Raw genomic sequence first — 26700 nt, 5'->3', positions numbered from 1 at the left:
TTCAACCGGAAAGCGCCTGCCGCGTCGATTTGGCGGCGGAAAACAGGACAATGCCGCCATAACGGCAGAACCATGGCCGGATCGCACTGCGGTCGCAGTGGAGGGCGATTTGCAGCAAAAAGCCAGCAAAACCTGCGGTCTTGCTGGCCATTCGAATCTGCGCGATCAGGGCTATTTCAGCAAGGAATTCGGGCAAAGCATGTGAAGTCCAATATGCATGTGGCCATTATGGGCAAAGATCCGGACTTTCAGGTCATGCGTGCCATCGACGTTCTCACCGACCTTCAGCACCAGCGGCATCGGGTTGGGTGACCTCAGATTGGTCGCGATGACTTCGGTAATCTTGTCGCGGATCGCCTTGGGAATGGCGCCGGAGTGCTTTTCCCACTTGTCGTGCCCCTGGGTGGATCCGGATTCGCCGGCCCAGTTTTCTTTTTTCGGCACAAGGAATTTCGTGAATTTCCCGAATGCATAAGGGCCGTTCTTCTTCTCGTATTCTTTGAATTTCTTCGCGGTTTTGCTGATATTCTCCGGGCTATACAGTTCATTTATATGTTCTTCAAATTTTCCGCTGTAGACCAACCCACCCATTTCCTGCTCCTTGAATTGCGGCGGTAATTGCCGTGGCCATAACGTGGCCATATTATGTCAAATATCCGAGAACTTGGAGAGCGCCGCTTTAGCACGTTGTAGATGTACAGTCATTTTTGATTGGTCGAAGAGGGTGATAGCCTGGACCAACTCCTCCCTTGCCTCGTCCGTCCGGCCGGAGGCCGCCAGGAGCCGGGCTCGTACCCCCTTGGCCGCTCCCAGCAGGGGCAAGGCTTCCAGCCTGGCGGTGAATTCGATGGTTCGTTGCAGACAGGCCATGGCCTCCTCAAGCATGTGCCCGCCTTGCGCTGCGAGAATATTCGCCTCTGCGCTCGCCGCCAGCGCTTCGATACCCCCATATCCCTTCTGTCTTGCGCCGGCTTGGCAGGCGCGCAGGAGGGACAATCCATGCTGGATATTGCCGAGCTGACCGTAGGCCGCGCCGAGATACGCCGAGACGGCGACCTTGCTGGTTTCATGACCAAGCTTGTCGGCTTCGTCCTTGGCCCGCAACAGGATCTCCGTCGCGCGGTCGCCATGTCCCTGCTGCGAGTAAAGGCTTCCTAGCGCGCTCATAATGAGAGGCCGAAACAAGCGGGCCTCGCTTTCGCGCGAAACCCGGAGCGCTTGATCGAGGGCGCCTTCTGCCTCTTCAAGATCGCCACGCATCATTTGCACGACCCCGCGACCGTAGTCGGCCGCGATGATGTCATAAGGGCGGTCGTTCGTTTCCGCCAGGATACTCGCTTTTTCGGAGCAACGTTCGGCCTGATCAAATTCGCCCAACCATGCATGAACGATGGCGCTCATCATGCAGCAAAGCACCAGAAGGCTGGATCCCGTTGTTCCCGGAGGGACGTTTTCCGGTGCGCTCGTAAGCAACGCAGTTGCCTTTGCGAGGTGCCGCTCTGCATCCCGATATCGTCCGGCCAGAAAATAGGATTGGCCAAGGCCGTATTCGACAAAGCCAAGCCAACGCGCGTTGTTCATCCGGTTAGCCAGCGCGACGGCTTCTTCCGCCACCGCGATCGCTTCATAAGGCGTACCGTAGAAATTCAGCGCCGCCGCCCTGATCGCGATGGAGGCCAGCCGCCGTCCTTCATCGCCAATCTTCCTGGACCGCGCCTCCCCGTCGTGACCGAGACCAAACCATTCCTCGATGCTTCCAAACGACACGAACGCTAGTCGCGCTTCGATACGCAGGTCGATCGCCCGTTGCTCGCGCGCCGTCGATTCCGGCTGCTTGTCCACCGCATCCATCGTGATCTTGAAATATTCCGTGGCGTCCCGGAACGCCGATCTGGCAAACGCCTTCCTCGCAGCCAAATGGCCATATCGATCAACCTTGCTCCAATCCTGGGCCTTGACCGCATGCTGGCAAAGCGCTTCCGCAACGTCTTCCTCGCGCCCGGTCGAGATTGCTTCCAGAGCCGTCAAAATCCGGCGATGCAGCACTTCCCGCTGCGAGCGGAGGATCGATTCGTAGGCAACCTCGCGAATCAGATCATGGGCAAAGACATACTCGACCGAAGGGCCTGACCGCACCTCCTCAAGGAAATCCAGAATCTCCAGCGACCAGAGCCGACTTTGCAATTGCGCTATCGGCATCTCGGTCACGGCGGCGAGCAGATGCGGCGATATGCGCGGTCCGAGAACCGAAGCGAGTTGCAGAAGCGCCTTGTCTTCTTTCGACAAGCGATCGATGCGCGACGCGATCACTCCCTGAACGGTGGGAGGGATTTCGAGGGTATCCCAGGACGCCTCGGCGCCGCCAGCGACGCGGCGGCCGATAAACTGCCGCGCGACCTCCTCGATAAAGAGCGGAATCTGTCCGGTGTGGCGGAGGATGCGGGCCTTGAGCGCATCGAGATTGGCAGCCGTACCGAGCAAATTGTCGAGCAGCGCGTTTGCCGAGACCGCGTCGAGCGACCGAAGCCAGATCCGCAGTACATCCAGGCCTTCAAGCCAGTCCGGCGTATACTCGGTCCGCCAGGTCAGCAGCACCAGCAATGGCCGGCTGGTCGCGAGCGACATCAAAACTTCAACAACCGTCTCGCTCTGGCCATCGATCCAATGCAAATCCTCCAGCAACAACACTGTCGGCCGCGACGAGATCACTCGATCCAGCATGCTGCGAACGGCATCGATAATTACACGCCGCCTTAGTAACGGTTCGAGATCGCGCCAGCGTGGATCCCGAACCGGCTGGTCGAGAACAGAATTGAGGGCCGCAGGCCAAAGCTCGGCGTGAGCGGGCGTGGGGTCCTCATTTGAGCCGACGTAATCCGCGAGAGTGAGATTCTCCGCCTGCAGGGCGCTTTGAACAAGCTTCTTCAGCAAGGCATACGGAACGGCTTGCTCGAGCGGATTGCCCTCGGCTTCAACAATCTGCCAATCACGTAGCCGCAACGTAGCCACGAATTCATGGACCACACGGGACTTTCCTATTCCCGCCGTTCCCACTACGGCGGCGATCTTCCCGGAAGGGCCGACTGCCTGCGCCGCGCGCTCCAGCTGCGAAATCTGTTCGTTCCGGCCGACGAAGGATGAAAGACCGGCCGTAGAGCGGGCGCGCCATCGGCTCAAACCGCTGATCTCGACGACCTCGTAACAGGGCACCAGCGCGGGAAACCCCTCCATCCGTTTCGGCGGCAGGGCCTTGAAGGTCACAATTCCGGTCGCCAGACTCTGGGAGGATTCCGATGCCAGAATCTGTCCGGCTTGCGCCGCGCTTTCGAACCGCTTCACCAGGTGGACCGCCGGGCCGCCTGCTTCATAGATCGAAGAGAAGTCACCCTCGATGATATGCGCGACGACATAGCCGGAGTGAACGCCGACCCGAACGTGAAGGTCCGGATCTTCCAGCAGCTTGATACGCCTCACGAGCTCAATGGCTGCGTGACAGGCCATAACGGCGTGGTTGTCGTCCGCGTGCGGCGCACCAAACAACGCAATCAGCCCGTCGCCGCCTTCTTTGCTGACGATCCCGCGGTTGCGACGAACTGCCGTGCGCATGGCGATCAAGGCCGGCTCGAGACGAGAAATCGCTTCTTCGGGATCGAGCTCCGAAATCAGATCGGTCGAACGCTGCAGGTCGGAACAGAGCACGGTGAGGAATTTTCGCTCGCCAGCGATACGGCCACGCGCCTCGGGGGCGGGCGGGCTCGCCGGATAGTTGGGCACAACCGCACCGCGGTTGGGCACAACCGCACCGCATGCAGAGCAAAACAGGTCGCCAGCTCTCAGCGTCGACGAACAGACCTGGCAAGACACCCTCAGCTTCCTCCATCCACCTTGTTCAGACTAGCGAAAGATCATGGACGAACAAGCCTTTACGTCGTCTGTCGAGACCGGTGGGTGTTTTGCGGGCAAGCCATGGCTGGCATCTTGGGCTGAGAAGAATCGGAAGGCACTCGATCTAAGCACAACCAGAATTCTCGTGGCAAACAACCTGCCATGCAACTATGGAATGCAGGGCAGGTGGGGCGCCGGTCCCTGCGCAATGGGCGCCGACTACTGCTATTGATTGGAGACAGGCCCGCCGGAGGCCGGGGCGCCATCCGCCCGGCGGCTATTCCTTGGCGATTCCGGTTTCCCTGATCACACGCTCATACTTGGCGAGTTGATCGCGCGTCATGCTGCGCAACGCCTCCGCTGAACTGCCGCGTACCGCGAAACCCAGCTCTTCAAGCTTGCGGCGCACTTCGGGATCGCCGACGGCCTTCAGCACCTCGGCATTCAGACGAGCAATGACGTACTTCGGAGTGCCGGCAGGAGCCAGGATTGCAAACCATGAGTTGAAGAAGAAGCCGGGCAGACCGGATTCCGAGACGGTCGGCACGTCAGGGAATTGCGACAATCTCTTCTCGGTGGTCACCCCGATCAGCTTGAGTTGACCGCCGCGCACCAGTGCTGCGACCGTGCCCAGGCCCTGGAAGCCGACAGGAATCTGGCCGGCGGCGACGTCGGTTGCGGCTTGGGTGGCGCCCTTGTAGGGCACATGCGTCAGCGATATGCCGGCAGCCGAAGCGAACATCGCCATCGCCAGATGCTGCGGGCTCCCCGGCCCACCCGAGCCATAATCGATCTTCCCGGGTGCCGCCTTCGCGGCCGCGATCAGGTCTGCTGCGCTCTTGAAGCTGGTCTGATTGTTGGCAATCAGCCCCCACTCCACCGTCGCAACCAGCGACACCGGCTCGAAGTCCTTCAGGATGTCCCAGCGCATCTTGGACTGCAGGTTCGGCACCATCGTCATGATGCTGTCGTTGAAGCCGCCGATCGTGTAACCGTCCGGTTCGGCTCGGGCGACGGCCTCCGCCCCGATCAGCCCCGACGCGCCTGGCTGGTTCAGGATCACGATCTGCTGGCCCATATTGTCGGCCATCTTCTGGGTGACGATCCGTGCGGCGACATCGACCGCACTTGCCGCGGCAAGAGGCACGATCATCTTGATCGGTCGGTCGGGATAACTCCCCTGGGCAATCGCTTGGTGGCTCGAGAACAGCGCGAGCGCCGGAATCAGCAAATGGACCAGACGCATACATTCCCCCGGATCGGGCTGCCTTGCGCAATCGCAAGCCGCCTCTCTTGAGGAAAGATTGCGCTCGAACGCTTCGCTTTGCAATCGGCCCGGAACGCGGACTGCACCCGGGCAGCGCGTGCCGATCAGTGGGCGCGTGGTGACTAAAGGAGCTTGCCGTCCGGTCCAAAAAAAGGATGCGGCCCATCGAAGCTACCTATGGGGACTTGATGGGTGACAACCGTGCCGAATCCCTCGCCCGGAAACCAGCTGTGGAGGTGGAAGGCGGGCGGCTCGACCTTGAAGGAGGGTTCGCGCAGTTCGGCCAGATCGAGATCGACGGCATGGTTCGGGGCCGGGCAGATCGTGGTCGGCACGCCCGCAAACATGGTCAGTGTCGCGCGATGGACATGCCCCGTTGCGATCAGCTGCACGCGGGGATGACGGCGCACGATGGGCGCGAGCTCGCCCGCGTTGAGGAGATTTTGGCGGTCCATGTGCCAAATGCCCGCCTTGAACGGGGGATGGTGCAAAAACAGCAGTGCCGGCCGGTCGGGCGACGAAGCCAACATACCGTCAAGCCATTGCAGCGCAGGCCCTTCGAGTTCGCCATGCGGCTTTCGATGTACGCTTGAATCCAGCAACAGAAGATCGAGCCCGGCGACCTCGATCTTCTGATTGAGCGGCCCGGATACGAAGGCATAGGAAGCGGAGGGAAACGCGGCCCGCATCAACTCGCGCGAATCGTGATTGCCGGGAATACCGGCAAACGGAAGCTTGAGCGGCGACAGCAGCCGCTTGAGATATTGATACTCCTCAGCCGTTGGCGTGTCGGCGAGATCGCCGGAAATCACCACGAAATCGGGCGCCGGATCGAACTCGTTCAGCGCTGCGACACAACGTTCGAGCGCCTTGGCGGTATCGACCCGGCCATACGCCAGCGATCCCGGAGGCTTGATATGCAGGTCGGAAATCTGCGCAATATGAACCGGCTTCGACGACATCGGCCTTCTCAGTTTTCAGGCGGCAACAGACGGACCGCGTCCGACGAAATCGACAATCCGATCCGTTCGCCAGCCTTGGCTCGCACCGTATTCGGCGCATCGACCGTCAGCAACCGGTTGGACGCACCACTGACCACAAGCCGTTGCCTGTCGCCGATAAAGCTGACGCTGTCGATGGTGCCCGAAAGCGACCCACTTCCGGCTGACGCCACGCGGATGGTTTCGGGGCGGATCATCGCAACCGCCGCCGGCATGTCCCCATCACAGTGAATCGGCTGCCGTCCGCCCGGCAACACGAGATGGCCGTCCTCGATGGCCGCTTCGACGATATTCGCGGCGCCAATGAATTCAGCAACAAAGCGACTTTTCGGCGTGAAGTAGATCTCGCGCGGCGTGCCGATCTGGGCAATCGTTCCCTTCTGCATGACGACGACGCGATCGCCGAGCTCCATGGCCTCCGACTGATCGTGGGTCACGTATATCGTGGTGATGCCCAACGCGCGCAGCAGCCGATTCAGTTCGCCACGCAGCCGGTCGCGCAACGCGGCGTCGAGCGCCGTCAGCGGCTCGTCGAGCAACAGGATGCCCGGCCGGATCGCCACCGCGCGCGCCAGCGCGACGCGCTGACGCTGCCCGCCGGAAAGCTGGTCGATACGGCGGTTCTCAAGCCCGGAGATATTGGTCAGCGCCACCAGTTCGGCAATGCGTGCCGCCCGCTCCTTGGCCGCTATCCCGCGAATCTTCAGGCCATAGCCGATATTGTCCGATACCGTCATGTTGGGAAAAAGCGCGTAGGATTGGAACACCATGCCGACGTTGCGCCGCTCGATCGGCACCGCCGTCATGTCCTTGCCGTCGAACAGCACCCTGCCACCGGTATCGGGCGCTTCGAGCCCCGCGATGATGCGCAGCATGGTGGTTTTGCCGCAGCCGGAGGGGCCGAGCAGCACCAGCGTTTCACCACGGGCGATGTCAAGCGTTGCAGGCTCGAGCGCATGCGTTCCGTCGGCAAAGGTCTTGCCGCAGGCCTCGATGCGCACCGAGGCGCCGTGTCCGGCCTGCGCACTCATCTCTTCTGTTCCTTCTCGGCAAACAATTGCATGGCAACCAGCAGCGGAATGATCATCACGAAGAAGATCAGCGTGTAGGCCGAGGCCACTTCCAGCCGCATCGAGGCATAGCTGTCGGCAAGGCCAATCGGCAGCGTCTTGGTCAACGGCGTGTGGAGCATCCAGGTCAGATTGAATTCGCCGAGCGACAACGTCACCACCATCAGGCTGCCCGCCAATATCCCCGGCACCGCGTTGGGCACGATCACGTCGCGGAAGCGCCGCCACGGCGATGCACCGAGCGACGCCGCGCCCTCGTCCAGCGTCTTGATGTCGACGGTCGAAAACACGGCCATGACCGATCGGACCATGAAGGGCATGGTGAAGATGACATGGCCTGCGAGAATGAATAGCCAGGAGCGGCGAAAATCGCCGAAACCTCCGTAGGTCAAGAGCAGCGCCAGCGCGATGGCCAGGCCAGGGATCGCCAACGGCAGGGTGATGATCTCCTCGACGATCCGTGACAGGCGCCCTCCCCGCACATGCAAGGCATAGGCGGCTGGAACGCCTACGACGAGCGTTACCGCAAGCGTCGCAAATGCGACCACAAACGAAAGCAGGATGGTGCCGGCATAGAGCTGCCATACCTGCACGACCCATTGCAGTGTCACGCCGGACTGGATGCCACGGAAATAATTCACGGTCACGCCGGCGGAGATCGACAGGATCGCCGGCACAACCAGGAATGCGGCGACCAGCAGTGTGAAAATGAGTTGGCCGGTGAAGATAAGGCGATCGCGCATGGCCTCATCCAGCCGCCGCAACGGCGCTTCCGCTGAACGAGCGAGCAAGCGCAAGAATGAACCAGGTGATGATGCCAAGCCCGACCGACAGCGCGGCCGAGATGGAGAAGTTCGCAGCCAGCGTGAATTCGGTATAAATCAGCATCGGCAGCACATCGATGTTCGTCGCCAGCGTAAACGCCGTACCGAACGCGCCCATTGCGGTCGCAAACGCAATCGCGCCGGAGGCAACGAAGGCCGGCGCCAGCGCCGGTAGCACGACATCGCGCTGCACCGCCCACGGGCCCGCGCCGAGCGAACGCGCGGCTTCTTCCAGGCCGACATCCAGCTTCTGTACCGCGGCCATGATGGTGAGAATGACGCGCGGGATGGAGAAATACAGATAGCCGAGAAACAAGCCGTAAATCGAATAGGCAAAGACCAGCTTCTCACCAAACAGGCGGTTGGAGAAATCGCCGATCAGGCCCTGTCGCCCGGCGAGGAGAATGATCATGAAGCCGACCACCACGCCGGGGAACGCCAGCGGAAATGTCAGCATCGCAATCAGAACGGCGCGACCCGGGAAACGATGCCGCTGCAGAAACATTCCGGCGATCGTCGCCACAACGAGCGTTACGATGGTGGTCGCGGCTGCCAGCAGCACGGTGTTGATAAGGGTCGCGCGATAGCGCGGCTCGGTCAGGATTGCCAGATAGCCAGCGAGCCCCTGCGGCCCCTCCGCCCCGGTCACAACGAGCCGCACCATCGGCAACAGGAAAAATGCCGCCGTCACCACCGCAAGCGGCAGCAGGCATGACCAGACGAAGGATTTGTGTGATATCGGGAGAAAGTGCCCAGCGAAGGGCACCATATTGCCTCAGCGGACCTCGGCGAGATAGCGGTCGACAAAGCCTTTTTGCATGTTTTCCATCTGGCCCCAGTCGACATTTTTCGCGCGGGCATAATCGCTGTCAGGCAGGAACTTCTTCTTCACCGCCTCGGGCAGGTCGATCGGCCGCGCCGGGCGGAGATAGGCGTTGGTCCAGATCGCCTGCCCCTTGTCGGACAAAAGATAATCCAGCACCTTCTTGGCCTTGTCCTTGTCGGGCGCGTTCTTGACGAGGCCGACGACGTAAGGAAACACCACCGATCCCTCGCAGGGGATCACGAATTCAAAACTGCCCTTTTCCGAATATTTCGCGCGATAGGCGTTGAAATCATAGTCGAACAGAATCGGCATCTCGCCGGAGACAACGCGGGCGTACGAAGTCTGCTTGGGAACGATCGGATCGTTCTTCCGCAGCTCCTTGAAGAAATTGATCGCGGGATCGAAGTTTGCTTCCGAGCCGCCGAGCGCCAGATTGATCGCGACCGCGCCGACATAGCCGACCGCGGCCGACGACGGATCGAGATAACCGACCATGCCCTTATAATCGGGCTTCAGGAGATCCTTCCAGCAGGCCGGCACCGGCTTGCCGCCGAGCGCGTCCTTGTTCACGAACAGGCCAAGCGTGCCGGAATGAATCGTGGTCCAGTAGCCGTCGGCATCTTTCAGGCCCGCGGGGACCTGGTCCCATTTCGCCGGCTTGTAAGGCTCGAGCGCATCCTGCGCCTTGGCCTTCATGCCGAAGGTGACACCGAAATAACCGATATCGCCGACAGGATTGCTCTTCTCGGCGAGGATCTGCGCCAGCGCCTGGCCGGAATTCTTGTTGTCGTGCGGGATATCGTAGTTGAGGTCGGCCTTGATCGCCTTGAGCATCGAAGCCCAGTCCGCCCATTCCGGCGGGCAATTGTAGCAAATGACGTCGGCCGCTTTGGCGGATTGCCAGGGCGCGATCAGCGACAGCGCGAGCAAGGCAAGTACAAAACGGGCGGTATTCATGGGTCACTCCGGTTTAGGGCGGCAATTGACGATCTCATCACCGACCGGTGTGCAAGTATAGGCCGCGTATGAAGGTTTTGCGACAAGGCGTTTTTGCTATGCAGCAAACCGACACGACGCTAGCGGCACCCCGCAATTTCGCTGGCCGGCGATTTCCGGTAGCATCCGGCGCTAGAGGAGAGACTCATGTACCAACCTCCAGGCGTGAAAACATCGCCCGCGCTTCCCATTCCCGAACGAATGAAGGCTTGGGTGCTGGGTGACCCGGACCAGCTCTTGCTGCTTGAAAAACCTGTACCGATCCCTTCACGCGCCGAAGTTCTGATCCGGATCGATGCGGTTGCGATCTGCGCCACCGATCTCGAAATCATTCATTCGGGATCACCGGCCAGAATTGAAGGCGGCCTGCCCTTCAACAAGAATTTCACGCCGGGCCACGAGTATATGGGCACGGTCGCCGCACTCGGGCCCGACGTCGACGAATTCGAGATCGGAGAGCGGATCAGCGTGGAGATCCACGCCGGCTGCGGCCAGTGCAAACGCTGCCGCCAAGGCATGTATACGTCATGTCTGAACTACGGGAAGCCGGAGAAGGGCCACCGTGCAAACGGCTTCACGACAGACGGCGGTTTTGCCGAATACGCCGTCAATCACATCAATACACTGGCGCAGGTGCCCGACACCATGAGCGACGCCGAGGCGACGCTGGTCGTCACCGCGGGGACCTCGATGTATGGGTTGACGGAATTGGGAGGGTTGGTGGCCGGCGAGAGCGTCGTGGTGATCGGCCCGGGGCCGATCGGACTACTCGCGGTGGCCGTTGCCAAGGCGCTTGGCGCCGGCCCGGTCATCCTGACGGGAACACGCAACAAGCGGCTGGCGATCGGCCGGGAGCTCGGCGCCGACCGTGTCGTCAATATCAACGATGAGGACGCGGTTGAGGTGGTCAGGCAACTCACTGGCGGTATCGGCGCGGACTATGTGGTCGAGTGCGCCGGCACAGAAGCGACGATCAACCAGGCCATTCACATGACCAATCGCGGCGGAAGGATCTGTCTCGCTGCGTTTCCGCACGATCCAGTCACGATGGATCTCGCGCATCTCGTGAAGAACAATATCTATGCCTACGGAATTCGTGGCGAAGGCCGCAGTGCCACCCGCCGCGCCATGGCGCTGATGGCGGAAAAGCGTTTCGATGCGACGAAAATCCACACCCACACATTTCCGTTGACCGACCTGCCGACTGCGCTGCGCTATGCCCGTGAGCGCGTCGAAGATGCGATCAAGGTGGTTGTGACCAACCGGCAGGCGGGTGCGATCGCGAGTGCGGCAGCCGAATAGCGCGAACGGCAATCAACGTCCTTCGAACTTCGGTTCCCGCTTCTCCATGAACGCCTTGATGCCTTCCTGCATGTCCTGCGTCTTGAACAGCGGCAGGAGCTGCAGATAGACGTGGTGCACATGATCGGGGAACGTCTCGTTGAGCCCCATCCGCATCATGCGCTTGGCGGCCTGAACCGCCAGCGGCGCGTTGGCCGCAATCTCACGCGCCACCTCCCGCGCCCGGCCCATCAGCGCGGCATCCGGCACGACCTCGTTGGTAAGGCCCCACTCGAGAGATTCCCGCGCCGAGAGCGTGCGACCGGTAAAGATCAGTTCGGATGCCTTGGCCCAACCGATCATTCGGGGCAGAAACCAGGTGCCGCCCGATTCCGGCACCACACCACGCTTGACGAAGGCTGCGGCCAGCTTCGCCGATTCCGCCATGATACGAATGTCGCAGCCGAGCGCCGTATCCATGCCGTAGCCGGCCGCCCCACCATTCACGGCACAAATCGTCGGCTTGTCCATCGCCTGCAGAACGGTCGGCGGCGTATTGCGCAGGTCCAACGAAGTAGCTGACGAAGCCGAACTGAGACCGTCGCCGCTGCGCTCTTTACGCAAATCCAGGCCGGCGCAAAATGCACGCCCCTTGCCGGTGAGTATAACGCAGCGAACGTCGCGATCCTCGTTTGCCCTGATAAGCATCCGCGTCAGATCATTCAACATAGGGCCCGAAATCGTATTCATACGCTCGGGAGCGTTGAGCGTGATGACGGCGATATGATCGGCAATTTCATAGAGGACTTCGTTGGATTCGGTCTGCATCGCGCGTTGGGGTTGGTCCATATGGCTTCTCGTTCTGTCCGATCGATCGTGTCGCTGTCGTATTATATCCGTCCCAAGGCCGTCAGGATAACCTGGGGCGTCAGCGGAATTTCCGTGATGATGGTCCCAAACGGCCGAAGCGCGTCGTTGACCGCGTTGGTTACGGCCGCCGCCGCACCGGCCGTGCCGGCCTCGCCGGCGCCCTTCGCCCCCAGTTCCGATTCCAAGGTCGGTGAAACCACATGCCCGACATCGATGTCAGGCATTTCACCGGACATCGGAACCAGATAATCGGCCATATTGGCGTTGGTGAGCTGGCCGCGTTCGTCATAAACGCATTTCTCGAACAGCGCGGCGCCAAGGCCCTGTACCACGCCACCCCTGATCTGCTCATCGACCAACTGTGGATTGATGATGGTGCCGCAATCCTCGACCACCCAATGCTTCAGCAGCTTCACAAAGCCGGTATCGGTATCGACCTCCAGCCAGGAGGCCTGAACGCCATTGGTGAACGCGAAGGGGTATTCGCGCGGGACAAAGTGCCTGGTAGCCATAAACTCGGGCTGAATGCCCGGCGGCAGCGTATCGGGGCGAAAATAGACAATGCGCGCGAGCTCGCTCAAATCGATCCGCAGCGCACCGTCGACGGCATTCACGACGCCATTGTTGACAATGTCGAGCTCCCCTGGCGTCGATTGCAGGACGGCCGCCGCTACGTCGAGAATGTTCTTGCGCAGTACCTTGGTCGCTTGAAGCGCGGCTTCTCCACCGATACCAGCGCCCCGTGAGGCCCAGGTGCCCCCGCCATACGGCGTATTGTCAGTATCGCCCAGGATCACGCGGACACGATCCATCGAGACGCCAAGCACGCTTCCGACGATCTGTGCGGTGAGCGATTCCGATCCCTGTCCCTGCTCGGTGATACTTGTTTGGCAGATCACCGACCCCTGCGCGTCGAGCCGCACCGCAACGCCATCCTGCGAGGATATCTTCGCACCGCCGACACCATAAAACGCCGCACTGGGATTGGTAACCTCGATGAAGCTGGCGATACCAATGCCACGATGGATGTTCTTCGCCCGCAGGGCAGCCTGCTCGGCGCGCAATGCGTCGTAGTCCATCATCTTGACGAGCTTGGCGAGCGATGAATGGTGCGACAATTGCTCGAAGCGCAGACCTGACGGTGAAGCGCAGGGATAAGCGTCATCGGCAATCAAATTGCGACGGCGGATCTCGATCGGATCCATGCCGACCTTCATGGCCGCCAGATCGACCAGGCCTTCCGTCACCGAGCAGGCGATCGGATGGCCAACAGCGCGATACTGGCACATCACGTTCTTGTTCTGGAACACGACACGGGCCCGGGCGCGATAATTCCTGGTCACATAGGGACCGCCGACGAGATTGACGACCTGATTGGCCTCGATCGCGCTGGTGCGCGGGTACATCGAATAGGGCCCGATCCCCGTGAGGTCGTCGATCTCGAATGCCGTGATGGAGCCATCGCGCTTGACGCCGATCTTTCCCTTGCAGCGATGGTCGCGGGCATGAATGTCGGTGTTGAAGCTCTCGACCCGGTCGGCGACGAATTTGACCGGACGTCGCAGCAGCTTGGACAGCGCGTAAGTCGCCATCTCGTCGGCATAAATGTGAACCTTGATGCCGAAGGAGCCGCCGACGTCCTTGCAGACCACGCGGACCTGCGATTCCTTCAAACCGAGATGGAGCGCCGCAATATTCTGCACCATATGCGGCGCCTGCGTGCCTTGATAGATGGTCAGTCTCGCTTCCGCGGCATTCCAGTCAGCTACCACCGAACGCGGTTCGAGGGTCACGCCGGTGTGCCGTCCGAAAACGAACTCCGCCTCCACCACCTGGTCGGATTCGGCAAAGGCCTGATCGACGGCACCTGCATCGTGATTGCGCTCAAAAGCCAGGTTGTCGCCGAGCGAAGCATGGATCACGGTTGTTGCCGGATCGAGCGCCGTGCACATGTCTGTTACGGCATCGAGCTCCTCATAAACAACTGAGACCTGCTCCGCGGCGTCCTCGGCCTGAGCGCGGCTGCTCGCCACCACGGCCGCAACCGCTTCGCCCTGCCAGCAGACGCGGTCAACCGCGATCGCGCTTTGCGCGGCGGATTTGAGGCCTTTCAAATGCGAGAGTACGCCGACCCACGGCGTGATGACGGTCGAGAGTTCGCGACCCGAAACGACCGCGATCACGCCCGACATCTGCTTGGCCACTGAAGCGTCGATGCCATTGATCTTCGCGTGCGCGTGCGGCGAGCGCACGAACACGACATACGACATCCGCGGCAGCTCGATATCGCTGACATAGAGTCCCCGCCCCTGCATCAGCCGGTCGAGGTTCGGCCGCGGTACTGTCTTGCCGATATAGGAGTTCGGACGGTCCAGCGCAGAAAGCGTCTCAGGATTTACCTTCGTCGACGTCATGGCAGGCGTCCGGTGCGCGCAAGCGCTGTGGTCTCGATGGCGTCGACGATTGCCTGGTAACCCGTACAGCGGCAATAATTGCCGGAAAGATGTTCGCGGATCTGTTCTCGATCCGGGCACGGCGACTGCTTCAGCAGATCCTGCGCCGCCATCAGCATTCCCGGCGTACAGAAGCCGCATTGCAGTGCGTTACGCTCCCGGAATGCAGACTGTAAATCGGCAATCTCGCCGCTGTCGGACACTCCCTCGATCGTCACAACCGTCGCATTGTGCGTCTGTACAGCAAGCATCAGGCACGAGCGGACGATATCGCCATCGACGCGGACCGTGCATGCGCCGCACACCCCGTGTTCGCATCCAACATGCGTGCCGGTCAGCTTGAGATGCTCGCGAAGAAAATCCGCCAAATTCAACCGCGGCAGCACGTTCGCTTCAACACGTTCGCCATTGACAACAAGCGAAATCGTAACCGCAGTCGTCACGCTGATACTCCCGCGCGCAGATCGGGGCGATCAAGCAACGAGCTTACGCAACGCGTCAACAGGACCTTCGCCAGATGCCGGCGCATGGCAGGGGTCGCCTGATGATCCTCCAGAGGGTCGAGTTCTTCATCCAGTGCAGAAAACGTCTCTGATAGCACGTCAGCTGTAATGGCGACATCAACTAGCCTGCCAGCAGACCTCGCCAGCAACGGCCGATCGCCGACGGCAAAGAAACCCAGGCGCAGTTCGGCGAACCGCCCGTCCTTGATGACGGCCAGCGCGGCGAGGCCGACGATTGCGTAGTCGCCATGTCGACGGGCGAACTCATGAAAGAAATGTGTCGAATCCTTCGGGACCACCGGTAGTTCGACGGCGACCAGCAATTCCTGCGGCGTAAGCGCAGTTTCGTAGATCCCGGCGAAAAACTCGCCTGCCGCTATCCGCCGCTCCCCACCTGGTCCGCGAACAATGATGGTCGCGCCAAGCGTGAGCATGCAGGCCGGCAGTTCGGAAGCCGGGTCTGCATGCGCAAGGCTTCCCCCGATGGTGCCGCGGTTGCGGATTGCAGGATGGGCGACATGCGCGACCGCATCCGTCAGCAAGGGCGCATGGGCCGCTATTTCCGGAGATTTCAAGAGATCGGCGTGACGTGTCAGCGCACCGATGGTGAGGACGCCTCCCTTCACCACAACCCCGCGCAACTCAGCCAACTCGCCGATATCGATAATGAGTTCGGGCACGATCAGGCGCAGGTTCATTGCCGGCAGCAGGCTCTGGCCGCCCGACAGCACCTTGGCCTTCTCGCCGTGCACGGTCAGCAATTCCAGCGCATTTGCGACGCTGGTTGCGCGGGCGTAAGCGAAAGCCGAGGCTTTCATTTCTGGCGTGACCTCCCCGGCCAACTATCGGTATTTTTGCGGGATTAGACGGCTGGGAACAGCAAAGGTCAAGTTTGTTGTCGGGTGATTGTTTCGAGTTTGAGCTTGTTTTCGAGCGACGAACAACGCACGTTCTGTGCCGATCAAAAAGCCTGCCTCTGGGGGAAGAGCAGACCATGAAGCTTGGGTTCTTTACGATGCCGATCCATCCTGTCGACAAGGATTGGCGGCTTTCGCTCAAGGAGGACCGTGAGGCTTTCTTGCTGGCCGATGAACTCGGCTTCACCGAAGCCTATGTCGGCGAGCACGTCACCGACAGGGCCGAGAACATCACTTCCTGCATCGCTTTCATCGCGTGGCTCGCGGCGTCGACCAGGCAGATCAAGCTTGGCACCGGCACCGTCAACATGCCGAACGCTCATCCGGCGGCGGTTGCAGCTTCGATCGCGATGCTCGATCATATGCTCGACGGGCGCCTGATCTTCGGCATCAGCCCCGGCGGTCTGCTGTCGGACGCGGAAGCATTCGGCAATCTCGAGGCCGACAGGAATGCCATGTTCCTGGAGGCGATCAATCAGGTGCTTCAGATCTGGGCGAGCGAGCCGCCGTATAATCTGCAAGGCCAATTCTGGAACATATCAGTTCAGAAGACCCTGATCGAAGACATCGGCCAGGGCTTTATTCCGCGCCCACTGCAACGGCCGCACCCGCCGATCGTGGTCACTGCGGTGGCGCCGTTCTCAAAGGGCGTGACGGAAGCCGCCGCACGCGGCTGGGAGCCGATCTCGGCGAACTTCCTGATGCCGGCATGGGTGAAAAGCCACTGGCCGAAATATGTCGAGGGCTGCGAACGCGCCGGACGCCCCGCGGATTCGACGAATTGGCGCGTCGCCAAGAGTGTGTTTGTCGCCAAGGACGCAGCCACCGCAAAGGCCTACGCCACCGATCCAAACGGGCCCTACGTCTATTACTATCGCTCGCTGTTCACCAAGCTGAAGAGCGGCGGTCGTATCGAATTGTTCAAAACGCACCGCGATCAGCCCGACGACGAGGTGACGCTGGAGTCGATCTGCGACAGGCTGATCATTCATGGCACGCCCGAGAGCGTCGCGGATCAACTGCTGGCTTTTCAGGAGGAGACCGGGCCTTTCGGCACACTGCTCTATGCCGGCAAGGATTGGAAGGATCGCGAACTCGGACGCCAGTCAATGATCCAGATGGCCGAAAAGGTCATGCCAAGGGTCAATGCCAGCGCATGCGGCCCCTCCAAGGCCGCCGAATAGGTCATCTACACCAGGAAAGCTTGCCGTGGCACTGAGCGATCGCATCCCCTATCAAGCACAAGTCGACCGACCGAAGCTGACGCTGCCCGGCGGCAAGAAGCTTGCAGTATGGGTTATCCTCAATGTCGAGGAATGGCGGATCGAGAACGCCATGCCCCGCACCGTGCTGAGCCCGCCGATGGGGCAGCCGCTATTGCCCGACGTGCCGAACTGGTCATGGCATGAATACGGCATGCGCGCCGGCTTCTGGCGACAGTTCAAGGCGCTGACCGATCGCAGAATGCCGGTGACCTTGGCAATCAATGCCAACGTCTGCACTTCCTATCCGCGCGTCGCGTCCGCTGCTCTCGAAGCCGGATTCGAATTCATGGGTCACGGTTTCGTGCAGGGGCCGATGCACAAGGTCGAGAACCAGGCGGATGCCATCAAGCGCTCGGTCGAGGTAATTTCGAAATTTGCCGGGAAGCCGCCACGCTCATGGGAAAGCCCCGGCCTCACGGAGACCGAGGAGACCCTCGATCTGCTTCGTCTCAACGGCATCGATTATGTCGCGGATTGGGTGATCGACGACCTGCCGCAGGACATTGCCACGCCTCACGGCACCATCACCACGATCCCCTACTCGGTCGAAACCAACGATATCGTCATCCACGCGCTGCAGCATCTGCCTTCCGAGCAATTCCTGAAACGCTGCACCGATCAGTTCGACCGGTTATATCTCGAAGGCGCATCGAACGCGCGGATCATGGCGATATCGATTCACCCCTACATCACGGGCGTGCCGCATCGCATCAAGTATCTGGAAGCGCTGCTCGACTACGTCCTCGAACACGACGGCGTCGCACTGATGACAGCCAGTGAGATTGGCGACTGGTATCGCGCGAAGATGGCAAAGAATTAAATTGCGGGTCCGCCGGACTATGGGAAGCTCCAGCGAGCTTCGGCGATTCGCTCACGCGTTGCCGTCTCCGACAGTAAACCGGCCGAAGCTGCCGCGCGCAAACAGCAGTGGTTCCTGCCGGTTATAGGCGTAGGCTTCGACGGCGCCCAGGAAGATAATGTGGTCGCCGCCGTAATACCGATTGGCCGCACGGCATTGGAAATTGGCAACGCTGTCGGTCAGCACCGGCGCGTTGCCAAGCCCCGGCGTCCAGCTCACGCCCGCGAACTTGTCGTCCGACGATTTTGCAAACTGAAGCGCCAGTGCTTCCTGGGAAGCTCCGAGAACATTGACCGTGAAATGGCCGGCGTTCTGGAAGATCGTGAGTCCTTGAGAAAACATCCCCAGACTCCACAATACCAGCGGCGGATTCAGTGACACCGAGGCAAACGAGTTGCAGGTCACGCCATACGGCCTTCCATCCGCCGCCATCGCCGTGACGATGGTGACGCCTGTGGCGAACGTGCCAAGTGCATTGCGAAAGTCCCGGGGATCGATTGCCGAGTTGTCGCTGGCAAATTCATTGGCTGGATCGGCCGGATGTTTGGGTGCGTCAGACATCCACCAGGCCTCAGAGCGTCAGATTTTCGGACGGCAGGCCAAGCGCCACACGTCCATAATTGGTCCCTGCCGCATCAAAATTGAATGCGAGGTGCGAATTCACCGCGTGTGCGTCGCGGAATTGCCGCTGCAGCGCGCCTGACGTGAACAAGCTGCGCGCGCCGCTTGCCGCGAACAACAACGAGACCGCTTCGGTGCAGAGGTTCACTGCAAACGCGCCGTCGCGCCGCAGTCTCGTCTTGCCCGCAAGGTCGGGAATGTAACCCCGCCTCGCGTCAGCCATCGCATCGATGCAGTTCGTGCGCATGACGAGACGGGCAGCGTCGATCTTGGCGGATGCCTGCGCGATCTTGATTTGCGTTGTCTGCAGGTCGCTAAGCTTGGCACGGTTGTAGGTCGAAGCCCGATACCGCGCGAACCCGACATAGTCATTCAGGCAGGCCTGCGCATTGCCCAGACTGACACCCGACAACACGTAAGGAAACAGCGAGAATACCGGCAACCCATACAGCGCATTTGGATTGACGGCGCTTCCTGGCGTCGGGCCACCGGTCAGATCACTGACCGCGACGGTCATGTTTTCCGCAACAAAGGCATCCTCGACCCATACGTCGTTCGACCCCGTACCGCAGAGCCCCGTCGCATTCCAGGTGTCGTTGATTTTATAGGCGCTCTTGTTGAGCAGGAATATCCGGTATTCGATGCCATCAGCCTCATCGTCGGAAGACACCACACCCGAAAGCATGTTCCAGTCGCAAGACTCGACGCCCGAGGAGAACGGCCAATGGCCACGCAGGACGTATCCACCATCGACCTTTTGGGCGCGGCCGGCTGGAAAGATGAAGGACGACGCGATCAACGTGTCGGCATTCCGGCTCCAGACGGTGTCCTGCGCCTGCCGGTCAAACATGCCCAGCATCCAGTGATGGCTGGCAAGATTGGCGAAATTCCATGCCACGGAAGCGTCCGCCTGCCCCAGCGCGTCGGCGCAATCGACCAGAGCGACATAGTCAAGCTCGGCACCCCCAACGCGTTTGGGTTGTACGATTCGAAACAAGCCGGCATCATGCAAATCACGCTCGGTCTCCGGCGGCAAGCGCCGAAGCTCTTCCGTCTTTGAGGCGCGATCGCGCAATTCCGGAATCAGGGCCTTGGCCCGCGCAACCATGGCGACATAGTTGTCCGCACCCGGCCCCGCGGACGAACCTGCATCCGGCTTTCCGCCGTCTCCAGCCATATGATTCCTCGCCCGCTCCGTTGCTTTGCGCCGCCCGAGCTTTGCCAGTCTACTGGCTGACCGCCAATGATCAAGGCGCACGGGAGGCATGGCTACTCCGCCACAAGGCGCCTGTCCCAAAACCGCAAAAAGGCCCGGTGGCCAGAGGCCACCGGGCGAATAGAAGAATTTGAGGTCCGCAACGGGCGAGCCGCTATTTCACGTCCTTGCGCCAATAAAGCGTATTCGGCCAGGCCCAAGGGGTCTTGGGGCTGAACAGGCGATAGCCCGCGCGAATGAAGTTGTTGGCTGAGTGCATATTATCTGTGGTGTCGGAGATGATCGAATACCACCCATTCAGACGCGCACGCGCCTCCATCGCGCGCATCAGGCGCAACTGAAGCCGATGTCCGCAATGCTTTCCGAGCACGCCAACACGGCAAAAATAGCCCGCATTGAAAACATGGGTAGACGGAATGATACCGGCGAAGGCGACCGGCTCGGTTCCGTGAAAGGCCAGCCACCAGTGCCCTTGATCAAATTTGGGAACGGGAGCGGCGTCAAGGAATGTCAGCTGATGAAGTTCCCCGAGCGTCTCCGAAATGTCATCGTCAGCCCCTTCGACCTCTCGAATCCGATACATCGTCGCACCTGAACCCTGCTCGTCGTTAGTATTTCGGCACGTTCGCCGATCATTTGCCGAGCGTCGCCTTGATGCCGAGCCACACGGCTCCGACGAACCCGGTTACGATCACCGTGATGACTGCCTTGAAGGTGTAGCTCTGAGCCTGCTCGACGCTTCTGCGCCAGCGTCGAAGATGCTGAAAATCGGCGCGAAGCTCTTTTCGATCTTCCTCGTCGATTCCGAACGAGGTCAGTGTCGTCGCGACGGCTTTAAGTACCACTGCATCGATATCGTCATGACGAATCCTCTGCTGTTCGGCCAAGGTCTCGACGACGATGGCCCTGACGTCCGCAGCCTGCTCCCCGGTCATCGTTTGATGATCCGCGCCACGTTCTCAAAACCCCGTTTGGCGAAATAGACAATGACGCGCTCGATCCGGTGAATGAGTTCGAGCGCGCCATCGCCGCTGTTCTCCAGCGGTTGCGTGGCCTTGCCCCAGCCGCGATCGAGAATGGCGTTGGCGGCTGACACACGGGCAGCGGGCGTTGCATCCTCGCATCGCATGATACCGACGAGAACGCGGATTGCGGTCCGGGTATGGCTGCGTGCGAGAGAACGAATTTCTACAAGAGTCTTGGCCACGCTAGATTTCTCGCCTCTCCGGTTCAGCAGGCCGGTCTGCGGCAGCATCGGTGTGGGCGACGGCCGGATCCTGCGCCGCAAGGCGGAAGGTAATTGTCGGGAAATCCGTTGGCGCCTCGTCGCGTCCGGGCCGCGGGATGAACTGAATGATTTCGGCGCTCACGAGCACTCCTCCGATACGGCGATGACAACGAGACCGATGAGCGCGAGCGATATCAGGTAGGCGGTCATCAGCTTCTCTCCAAAAAAGAAACGTGCGGCATGATCGCGGTGCAGGCGCAGATCATTTGGGGCGCGAACCTTATCCCGTCAGGGGCCGCGTGCGGCGGTGACGATCCGCGCCGCAGGCCGACATGTTCGCGCATGCCGGCCAATTGTGTGAAGGGTCGGACGACGGCGCGCTCGCGACGCCCGGCGGGGGCGTTGGGAGTTGCGGCGTCGATGTGCGGCCGCCGTCCGATTGGGGGATTTCAAACGAAAAGCCCGCGACGGATTTCTCCGTGCGGGCTTTGCAATTTTCGCGATGGTGGCGTTATGCCGGTGATTTGCCCGACATGTCAAACCGTTTCCGAGCGGTCAACAAACTGCGGAAAATTTGACGAAACGGTTTCGACAAATTGAAACCGCCCTCGCCGACAATCTCGAAACGGAAAAGCCCGCCGCCGTTTCCGGCGCGGGCTCTACGATATCTGCGATGATGCCAATGTGCGCCTGATTTGCCCGACGCGTCAAGTGGCCAAAGCAAACCAGTTTCCGTACAGCGACATCGAAAACGAAATCGTTGGGCCGTGATGGCGCAACCTGCGGCCCAACAGAGCGCAAGGAGGCTGTCGAATGTTTTTCGTTGCTGCCGTGCTCACGATTCTGTCGGGCTTGTTCTATGCGGCGGGCCGTCACGAGATCGGCTCGCTGGGTGTCGCGATGTGCCAATATGGCAGCCCGTTTTGCGACAATCCGTTTCTCGTGCTGGTCGCTGCCGGGTTGGCCGCGTGCTGGGGCACGTTCGTCAGCGTGCGCTAACACACGCGTTCGGAAGCCAGCAGACTTCGGTGAAGATGGCGTTATGCCGGTGATTTGCCCGACGTGTCAAACGTCGCGCTCTACTGCGGCGCCGGGCTCACCGGATGAACGGGCGCCGGCATGGGTGGCTGAGGCTCCACCTGCAGCTTCGACTCGGTAGGCATGACCTTGGCGCCGGCTGCACGGGCAGCTTCGCCGGTCGAACTGTAATTCGCCATAAAGGCCGGCTGTACCTTCGGCTTGTTCCACGGACCATGATCGACGATCAGCATGCCGAGCACACCGAGAGCGGCGACTAACATCGCTACCTTCAGCGGCGCGCCGCCGGGTCTGCGCGAACGATCCTCCGTCAAAACCTTCGCCATAATGAAGATCCGCGTTGATTTCCTCACGAGATTAAATCCCGGGGATGAGGAATGTTCCTCATCCGTCCAGTCAGGCGATGAGGGAACAAATCTCCTGGCTGTGTATTGTCAGGACGTCAGCCACTGCCCGGCTAATGCCGCGCGACAGAGTGAGTTGCAGTACGTGAAAATCGAACCCACAGACCTACCGCAGCCCGGCATGGCGGAACGCGCCATCGATACCGCGACCGATGTGTCCCGCACGCTCACGGAAGTGTCCGACGCGCTGCAGACCGCGGCCGGCCGTCTTAGCGACGCGATCACGACCGCACGGCGACCGGGAATGCCGCTCGCGACCATCAGTGCGATTACCCGCGAAGCGCCGCTGGCCAGCCTGTTCGTCGCCTTTTTGTTCGGTGTCGCGATCGCGCGCCGCCGCTAGCGAGCCTTTTTCAGAAGTTGCTCAGAACTTGCCTTTCGCCGAATCCTTTGCGGCGGACATGACCCCGCCGGTGATCTGACGCATATGTTCGCCGGCGTTGGTGAACTGGCTGCGCAGGAATTCGGACTGGATCCGCATCGCTTCCTGAAGGTCGGTCGCATGAACCAGCTTTCGGGCATGCTCGAACGCAGCCTTCATATTCTGCTCGGTGAACGATAACGCCTGCCTGGAAATTTCCGTACCCGCACCGGGCATCGACGTCATGGACTTTCCGGCGGCATCGAAGAACATGCCGAACGCCTTTTCTGCCTGATCGATGGTTTTCTCGGCGAGATCGCGCAGCTCGGCCGGGACTTCGAGTTTCGGTTCAATCATGGTCGCTTCTCCAATGTCGACCTTGGCAGGTTAGCACAATTCCCGGCGGCGTCTGCGTCGTATTGGAGCGGGCCGCGCCGGGCGTAACCCAGGGCCGTCAGCCTCCGGCCACCACGATCCCAACGACCAGCTAAAGGAATGATTTCCTTTTCGCCCGGGCCGTAGCCGTACGGGTGGACGCGCGATTCCAATGGTGGCAACAGTGTGGCATAGTGATTCGGGTTAAAGATCGATTGTCGGTGGCGTTGCGTCTCTGGTTTTTAAGTCTCTCTTGGGACATGGGGATAAAATGCTGCAAGCGCTTCGACCGACGCCGACCTGTACGCGATTTCAAACCAGCATAGAAATGCCTTGCATGAAATGCGGCGCACAGATGCGGCTGGCCATGATCGAGCCGCGCGACCAGAATTACGACGTCCTGACCTACCGCTGCACGCCTTGCGACTCCGGCGAGAGCTTCCTGAAGGCGCGCTGACTACGACCCATTCACCACAGCCGTTCCGGCCGGCGTCAGCACGAGCCCTTCGTCGCGCGCTTCGACCAGGCCGAGGCCCGTCAATGTCTTCAAATCTTCGTCGCTGACCGGCGACATTTTCAGCCGGCGAGCCTGAATATCCCGCAACGTCCAGCGAAGATCGATTGCCTTCTCGAGGCTGAATTGAGCGAAAGGATTTTCTGCCATGCGCGCGACTACTTGACCATGGGAGATCAGACTCGTGTTTGGCGACGCCGTCCTCGGCGCAGCTGATAATGCGGAGATGCCCCGTCAGGTTCCCTGACGGACCACCAACTCCGGAAATGACAGGGCTGGTTTCAGGCGAAGAGGCCGGCGCGGCCGCCCGCCTCAATAGCGATAGGGCTCGATATCCAGCAGTGGAAAGGCGCTGAACACGCTCGGCGGATTGGTCGGCGTCGCCGCATGCAGGTAAGACTTGTCCAGTTCGGCAAGGCTGGTGACGCCGAGCAGCCCGAGACAGCGGATCATCTCATCTTCCAGCAGCTCCAGCATCCGCACGATGCCGGCTTCGCCCGCGGCCGCGAGCGCCCAGCATTGCAGGCGGCCGATGCCAACCAGATCAGCCCCGGAGGCGATCGCCTTCACGATGTCGGTGCCACGGCAGAACGAACCGTCGACCATGATCTTGGCGCGGCCGGCAACGGCGTCGACGATTTCCGGCAAGACGTGCATTGACCCTCGTCCATGGTCGAGCTGGCGGCCGCCATGGTTCGACACATAGATCCAATCCACGCCATGATCGAGCGCGATGGCCGCGTCTTCCGCGGTGGCAATACCCTTGATCACCAGCGGAATTTTATACTTGTCCTTGATCAGCTTCACCGTTCGCCATTCCAGCCCCTTCTGGAAGTCGCCGCCGGTGGCCCGGATACGGCTTTCGCGGACATACCGCTTGGCGATATCGCGCTCGCGCCGGCTGTAATGCGCCGTGTCGACGGTCAGGCAGAAGGCGGCATAACCGTTGTCGATGGAGCGGCTGACAACGTCTTCGACAAAAGCGTCGTCACCGCGGACATAGAGCTGGTAGATGCGCAACGCATCGGGCGCGGCCTTGGCTGTCGCCTCGAGCCCCGGCTCCGACACCGAGCTCAACATGTGAGCCGCGCCGAACTGACCGGCTCCCCGCGCGACCGCCGCGCCTGAATCGGGATCGAAAATCTCGAGCGCGCCGACAGGCGCAATCATGACCGGCAGGCGCAGGCGGCGGCCGAAGACCTCGGTCGACCCGTCGACCTCAGCGACGTTCCGCAGCACCCGGGGCCGGAATGCAATCTCGTCGAGCGCCATTCGGTTGCGGCGCATGGTGGTCTCCGTCTCCGCGGCGCCGACGATATAATCCCATGCGTTCTGGTTGAGCCGGGAGCGGGCTTTTCGGACGAATTCGTGGAGATTCTGGTATTCTTCACCGCTGGCGCCGAGTTCGACATTCCGCGCCGACCGTAGGGGGATCCCCTCATTCATGCTGCTTCTCTCCCGTTTGGCGGCACATTAGCCGCAGACAAACGGGAAAAGCTACCGCTTTGAACGGGTTAGGCGTCGTGCAAACGCAGGGATGTTATTCGATTGCGAGATACTTCAAACCTGATCAGCGCCGTTCAGGCCGTATTTTCCGCCCTTCCCGAAAGCCCCCGCCTCAGCAAGATCAGCGATACGTCGCTCATCATAGCCGAGGGTCTTCTGGAGCACGTCCCTGGTATGCTCGCCGAGCAGCGGCGCCGCCACGGGATCGACGGTTGGCGTCAAGCTCATCTGCAGCGGCGTTTCAATATTCGGGACGGCGCCCGCGGTCGGATGCGGAATCCGGCTGAGGCGATGACGGTCGCGTACTTCTGGTGCGTTGAAGCCTTCCTCAACGGTGCGCAGATAGCCGACCGGTATGTTCGCCTTCTTCATCTTCGCCATCCAATGCTCGAGGCTGTCGCTGGCAAAGATACCGGCGATGATGGCGCGCAACTTTTCCTTGTTGGCGGTCCGGTTTTTCCTGTGGGCGAACTCAGGATCGGTGACGAGGTCCGGCCGATCGAGCACGTCCACCACGAGCCGGCGGTACAGGCGGTCGTTGGCGCAGGCCATGTAAAGCGGCCCATCGGATGCCTGATAGACGCCGACGGTGGGCGAGCCGTTCGGCGAATTTCCGAAGCGGCCGGGATTCGCGCCGCTGACCAGATAGGCCATGCCGTAGAAACCGGTCATCGTCACGGCGGTGTCGATCAGCGCGACCTCGACCTGCTGGCCACGGCCGAGCCGGTCGCGGGCGATCAGCGCCAGCAGGATCGCGTTGCATGCCGACATGCCGGTCGCAATGTCGACGATCGGCGGACCGGTCCGCACCGGCTCCCCATCGGCAAATCCGTTCAGCGACATGAAACCGCTTTCGGCCTGCGTGATCGGATCGAACCCCGGACGCAAGGCGAACTCGCCCTTGCGGCCATAGGCCGAGATCGAGCAATAGATCAACCTCGGATTGGTCGGCGCGACGGTGGCATAGTCGAGACCGAACTTCTTCATCACGCCGCCGGAGAAATTCTCCACCACGACATCCGCTTTCGCGATCAATTCGCGCGCGACTTCGAGCGCCGCAGGATTGTTGAAATCGAGCGCGATGCCGCGTTTGTTGCGATTGAGACTGAGATAGGCCGCGCTCTCGCCGCCGATTTCGGCGTGTTCGTAATGGCGGGTATCGTCACCCCCGTCGGGGTTTTCGATCTTGATTACTTCGGCGCCGAAATCCGCCAGCGTTTGCGTGCAGGCCGGGCCGGCCACGACCCGGGTGAAGTCGACCACCAGCAGACCATCCAGCGCAGTCGGTTCGCCTTTTGCACGCGGCGTTCGCTCCGGCAATTGCGGCTTGGCAGTCATCTCCGGCATTTCCTCTTGTTATTCTGCCTGGCGAAACGAAGATTTTCACCGCGACTTCAAGGCTTTCTTACCGGAACCAGAC

Annotated in this window: 30 protein-coding genes; 6 read left to right on the top strand and 24 right to left on the bottom strand. The window is 60.9% G+C overall.

All coding sequences use genetic code 11. From position 1 onward, the window contains the following. Position 1 precedes the first annotated feature (1 nt). From ACVWVY_RS19390 to ACVWVY_RS19350, 9 genes are all read right to left on the bottom strand, one after another. Positions 2-151 (bottom strand): hypothetical protein, encoded by a 150-nt coding sequence (locus ACVWVY_RS19390; protein WP_456627877.1) that lies wholly within the window; start codon positions 149-151, stop codon positions 2-4. A gap of 20 nt (positions 152-171) precedes the next feature. Next, a complete protein-coding gene (locus ACVWVY_RS19385; RefSeq protein ID WP_456627876.1) occupies positions 172-642 on the bottom strand; it encodes a hypothetical protein in 471 nt (156 codons plus the stop codon). Positions 643-648: 6 nt separating this feature from the next. Continuing rightward, positions 649-3774, bottom strand: coding sequence for an ATP-binding protein (locus ACVWVY_RS19380; protein ID WP_456627875.1), 3126 nt, complete (start codon positions 3772-3774; stop codon positions 649-651). Positions 3775-4162: 388 nt separating this feature from the next. Further along, positions 4163-5131: a Bug family tripartite tricarboxylate transporter substrate binding protein gene (locus ACVWVY_RS19375; RefSeq protein ID WP_456627874.1), complete on the bottom strand. Its 969-nt coding sequence runs from the start codon at positions 5129-5131 to the stop codon at positions 4163-4165. 143 nt (positions 5132-5274) lie between these two features. Further along, positions 5275-6114, bottom strand: a complete 840-nt coding sequence (locus ACVWVY_RS19370; protein WP_456627873.1) for a phosphodiesterase — start codon at positions 6112-6114, stop codon at positions 5275-5277. Between the two features lie 8 nt (positions 6115-6122). After that, positions 6123-7184 (bottom strand): ABC transporter ATP-binding protein, encoded by a 1062-nt coding sequence (locus ACVWVY_RS19365; protein WP_456627872.1) that lies wholly within the window; start codon positions 7182-7184, stop codon positions 6123-6125. Further along, on the bottom strand, positions 7181-7966 hold the full coding sequence (locus ACVWVY_RS19360) for an ABC transporter permease (protein ID WP_456627871.1): 786 nt from the start codon (positions 7964-7966) through the stop codon (positions 7181-7183). Before ACVWVY_RS19360 ends, ACVWVY_RS19365 begins: the two co-directional genes overlap by 4 nt. A gap of 4 nt (positions 7967-7970) precedes the next feature. Continuing rightward, a complete protein-coding gene (locus ACVWVY_RS19355; protein ID WP_456632251.1) occupies positions 7971-8786 on the bottom strand; it encodes an ABC transporter permease in 816 nt (271 codons plus the stop codon). A 36-nt stretch (positions 8787-8822) separates the two neighbouring features. Continuing rightward, positions 8823-9830: an ABC transporter substrate-binding protein gene (locus ACVWVY_RS19350; RefSeq protein WP_456627870.1), complete on the bottom strand. Its 1008-nt coding sequence runs from the start codon at positions 9828-9830 to the stop codon at positions 8823-8825. A 186-nt stretch (positions 9831-10016) separates the two neighbouring features. On the opposite strand from ACVWVY_RS19350, the gene ACVWVY_RS19345 reads away from it, so the two are divergent. After that, positions 10017-11171 (top strand): zinc-dependent alcohol dehydrogenase, encoded by a 1155-nt coding sequence (locus ACVWVY_RS19345; protein ID WP_456627869.1) that lies wholly within the window; start codon positions 10017-10019, stop codon positions 11169-11171. Positions 11172-11183: 12 nt separating this feature from the next. Here the strand turns inward: ACVWVY_RS19345 and ACVWVY_RS19340 are convergent, their stop codons facing one another. The 4 genes from ACVWVY_RS19340 to ACVWVY_RS19325 are packed head-to-tail and all read right to left on the bottom strand — an operon-like array spanning position 11184 to position 15794. Then, positions 11184-11999 (bottom strand): enoyl-CoA hydratase/isomerase family protein, encoded by an 816-nt coding sequence (locus tag ACVWVY_RS19340; protein WP_456627868.1) that lies wholly within the window; start codon positions 11997-11999, stop codon positions 11184-11186. Between the two features lie 41 nt (positions 12000-12040). Then, the gene (locus ACVWVY_RS19335; protein ID WP_456627867.1) at positions 12041-14434 is read right to left on the bottom strand and encodes a xanthine dehydrogenase family protein molybdopterin-binding subunit; all 2394 of its coding nucleotides are present in this window, start codon (positions 14432-14434) and stop codon (positions 12041-12043) included. Continuing rightward, positions 14431-14916, bottom strand: coding sequence for a (2Fe-2S)-binding protein (locus ACVWVY_RS19330; protein ID WP_456627866.1), 486 nt, complete (start codon positions 14914-14916; stop codon positions 14431-14433). Before ACVWVY_RS19330 ends, ACVWVY_RS19335 begins: the two co-directional genes overlap by 4 nt. Then, on the bottom strand, positions 14913-15794 hold the full coding sequence (locus tag ACVWVY_RS19325) for an FAD binding domain-containing protein (RefSeq protein WP_456627865.1): 882 nt from the start codon (positions 15792-15794) through the stop codon (positions 14913-14915). The genes ACVWVY_RS19330 and ACVWVY_RS19325 overlap by 4 nt, the downstream gene beginning before the upstream one ends. Positions 15795-15970: 176 nt before the next feature. Here ACVWVY_RS19325 and ACVWVY_RS19320 point away from each other — a divergent pair, with 176 nt between their 5' ends. Both ACVWVY_RS19320 and ACVWVY_RS19315 read left to right on the top strand, forming a co-directional pair. After that, positions 15971-17077: an LLM class flavin-dependent oxidoreductase gene (locus ACVWVY_RS19320; RefSeq protein ID WP_456627864.1), complete on the top strand. Its 1107-nt coding sequence runs from the start codon at positions 15971-15973 to the stop codon at positions 17075-17077. Positions 17078-17102: 25 nt separating this feature from the next. After that, the gene (locus tag ACVWVY_RS19315) at positions 17103-17978 is read left to right on the top strand and encodes a polysaccharide deacetylase family protein (RefSeq protein WP_456627863.1); all 876 of its coding nucleotides are present in this window, start codon (positions 17103-17105) and stop codon (positions 17976-17978) included. Between the two features lie 51 nt (positions 17979-18029). Here the strand turns inward: ACVWVY_RS19315 and ACVWVY_RS19310 are convergent, their stop codons facing one another. The 6 genes from ACVWVY_RS19310 to ACVWVY_RS19285 form a co-directional block, all read right to left on the bottom strand. Then, the gene (locus tag ACVWVY_RS19310; protein ID WP_456627862.1) at positions 18030-18578 is read right to left on the bottom strand and encodes a flavin reductase family protein; all 549 of its coding nucleotides are present in this window, start codon (positions 18576-18578) and stop codon (positions 18030-18032) included. Between the two features lie 10 nt (positions 18579-18588). Beyond that, the gene (locus ACVWVY_RS19305; protein WP_456627861.1) at positions 18589-19815 is read right to left on the bottom strand and encodes an acyl-CoA dehydrogenase family protein; all 1227 of its coding nucleotides are present in this window, start codon (positions 19813-19815) and stop codon (positions 18589-18591) included. 193 nt (positions 19816-20008) lie between these two features. Further along, positions 20009-20437, bottom strand: coding sequence for a GNAT family N-acetyltransferase (locus ACVWVY_RS19300; protein ID WP_456627860.1), 429 nt, complete (start codon positions 20435-20437; stop codon positions 20009-20011). A 49-nt stretch (positions 20438-20486) separates the two neighbouring features. Next, positions 20487-20789 carry a hypothetical protein gene (locus ACVWVY_RS19295; protein ID WP_025589467.1) on the bottom strand — a complete coding sequence of 101 codons (303 nt, stop codon included), beginning with the start codon at positions 20787-20789 and terminating at the stop codon, positions 20487-20489. Continuing rightward, positions 20786-21061, bottom strand: a complete 276-nt coding sequence (locus tag ACVWVY_RS19290) for a hypothetical protein (protein ID WP_456627859.1) — start codon at positions 21059-21061, stop codon at positions 20786-20788. The genes ACVWVY_RS19295 and ACVWVY_RS19290 overlap by 4 nt, the downstream gene beginning before the upstream one ends. Position 21062: 1 nt before the next feature. Then, positions 21063-21224 carry a hypothetical protein gene (locus tag ACVWVY_RS19285; protein ID WP_456627858.1) on the bottom strand — a complete coding sequence of 54 codons (162 nt, stop codon included), beginning with the start codon at positions 21222-21224 and terminating at the stop codon, positions 21063-21065. 190 nt (positions 21225-21414) lie between these two features. On the opposite strand from ACVWVY_RS19285, the gene ACVWVY_RS19280 reads away from it, so the two are divergent. Beyond that, positions 21415-21660, top strand: a complete 246-nt coding sequence (locus ACVWVY_RS19280; RefSeq protein WP_456627857.1) for a hypothetical protein — start codon at positions 21415-21417, stop codon at positions 21658-21660. A gap of 235 nt (positions 21661-21895) precedes the next feature. Further along, positions 21896-22081 (top strand): hypothetical protein, encoded by a 186-nt coding sequence (locus tag ACVWVY_RS19275; protein WP_426527777.1) that lies wholly within the window; start codon positions 21896-21898, stop codon positions 22079-22081. A gap of 80 nt (positions 22082-22161) precedes the next feature. Here ACVWVY_RS19275 and ACVWVY_RS19270 read toward each other — a convergent pair whose 3' ends face one another. Then, positions 22162-22446, bottom strand: a complete 285-nt coding sequence (locus tag ACVWVY_RS19270) for a hypothetical protein (RefSeq protein WP_456627856.1) — start codon at positions 22444-22446, stop codon at positions 22162-22164. 199 nt (positions 22447-22645) lie between these two features. Between ACVWVY_RS19270 and ACVWVY_RS19265 the strand changes: the two genes are divergently transcribed. Further along, entirely contained in the window at positions 22646-22867 is a 222-nt protein-coding gene (locus ACVWVY_RS19265; protein WP_456632250.1) for a hypothetical protein, read from the top strand. A 21-nt stretch (positions 22868-22888) separates the two neighbouring features. Here the strand turns inward: ACVWVY_RS19265 and ACVWVY_RS19260 are convergent, their stop codons facing one another. The 4 genes from ACVWVY_RS19260 to ACVWVY_RS19245 all read right to left on the bottom strand — a co-directional run bounded on the left by ACVWVY_RS19260 (position 22889) and on the right by ACVWVY_RS19245 (position 26618). Then, entirely contained in the window at positions 22889-23242 is a 354-nt protein-coding gene (locus ACVWVY_RS19260; protein ID WP_456627855.1) for a phasin, read from the bottom strand. Positions 23243-23717: 475 nt separating this feature from the next. Further along, positions 23718-23924 (bottom strand): hypothetical protein, encoded by a 207-nt coding sequence (locus ACVWVY_RS19255; RefSeq protein WP_456627854.1) that lies wholly within the window; start codon positions 23922-23924, stop codon positions 23718-23720. 162 nt (positions 23925-24086) lie between these two features. Next, positions 24087-25220 carry an alpha-hydroxy acid oxidase gene (locus ACVWVY_RS19250; protein ID WP_456627853.1) on the bottom strand — a complete coding sequence of 378 codons (1134 nt, stop codon included), beginning with the start codon at positions 25218-25220 and terminating at the stop codon, positions 24087-24089. A 114-nt stretch (positions 25221-25334) separates the two neighbouring features. Continuing rightward, positions 25335-26618 carry a CaiB/BaiF CoA transferase family protein gene (locus ACVWVY_RS19245; RefSeq protein WP_456627852.1) on the bottom strand — a complete coding sequence of 428 codons (1284 nt, stop codon included), beginning with the start codon at positions 26616-26618 and terminating at the stop codon, positions 25335-25337. Positions 26619-26700 lie beyond the last annotated feature (82 nt).

It is taken from the genome of Bradyrhizobium sp. URHC0002 (assembly GCF_054059515.1).
Note: the sequence above shows the minus strand (reverse complement) of the source record. Positions and strands in the feature narration are given on the sequence as shown.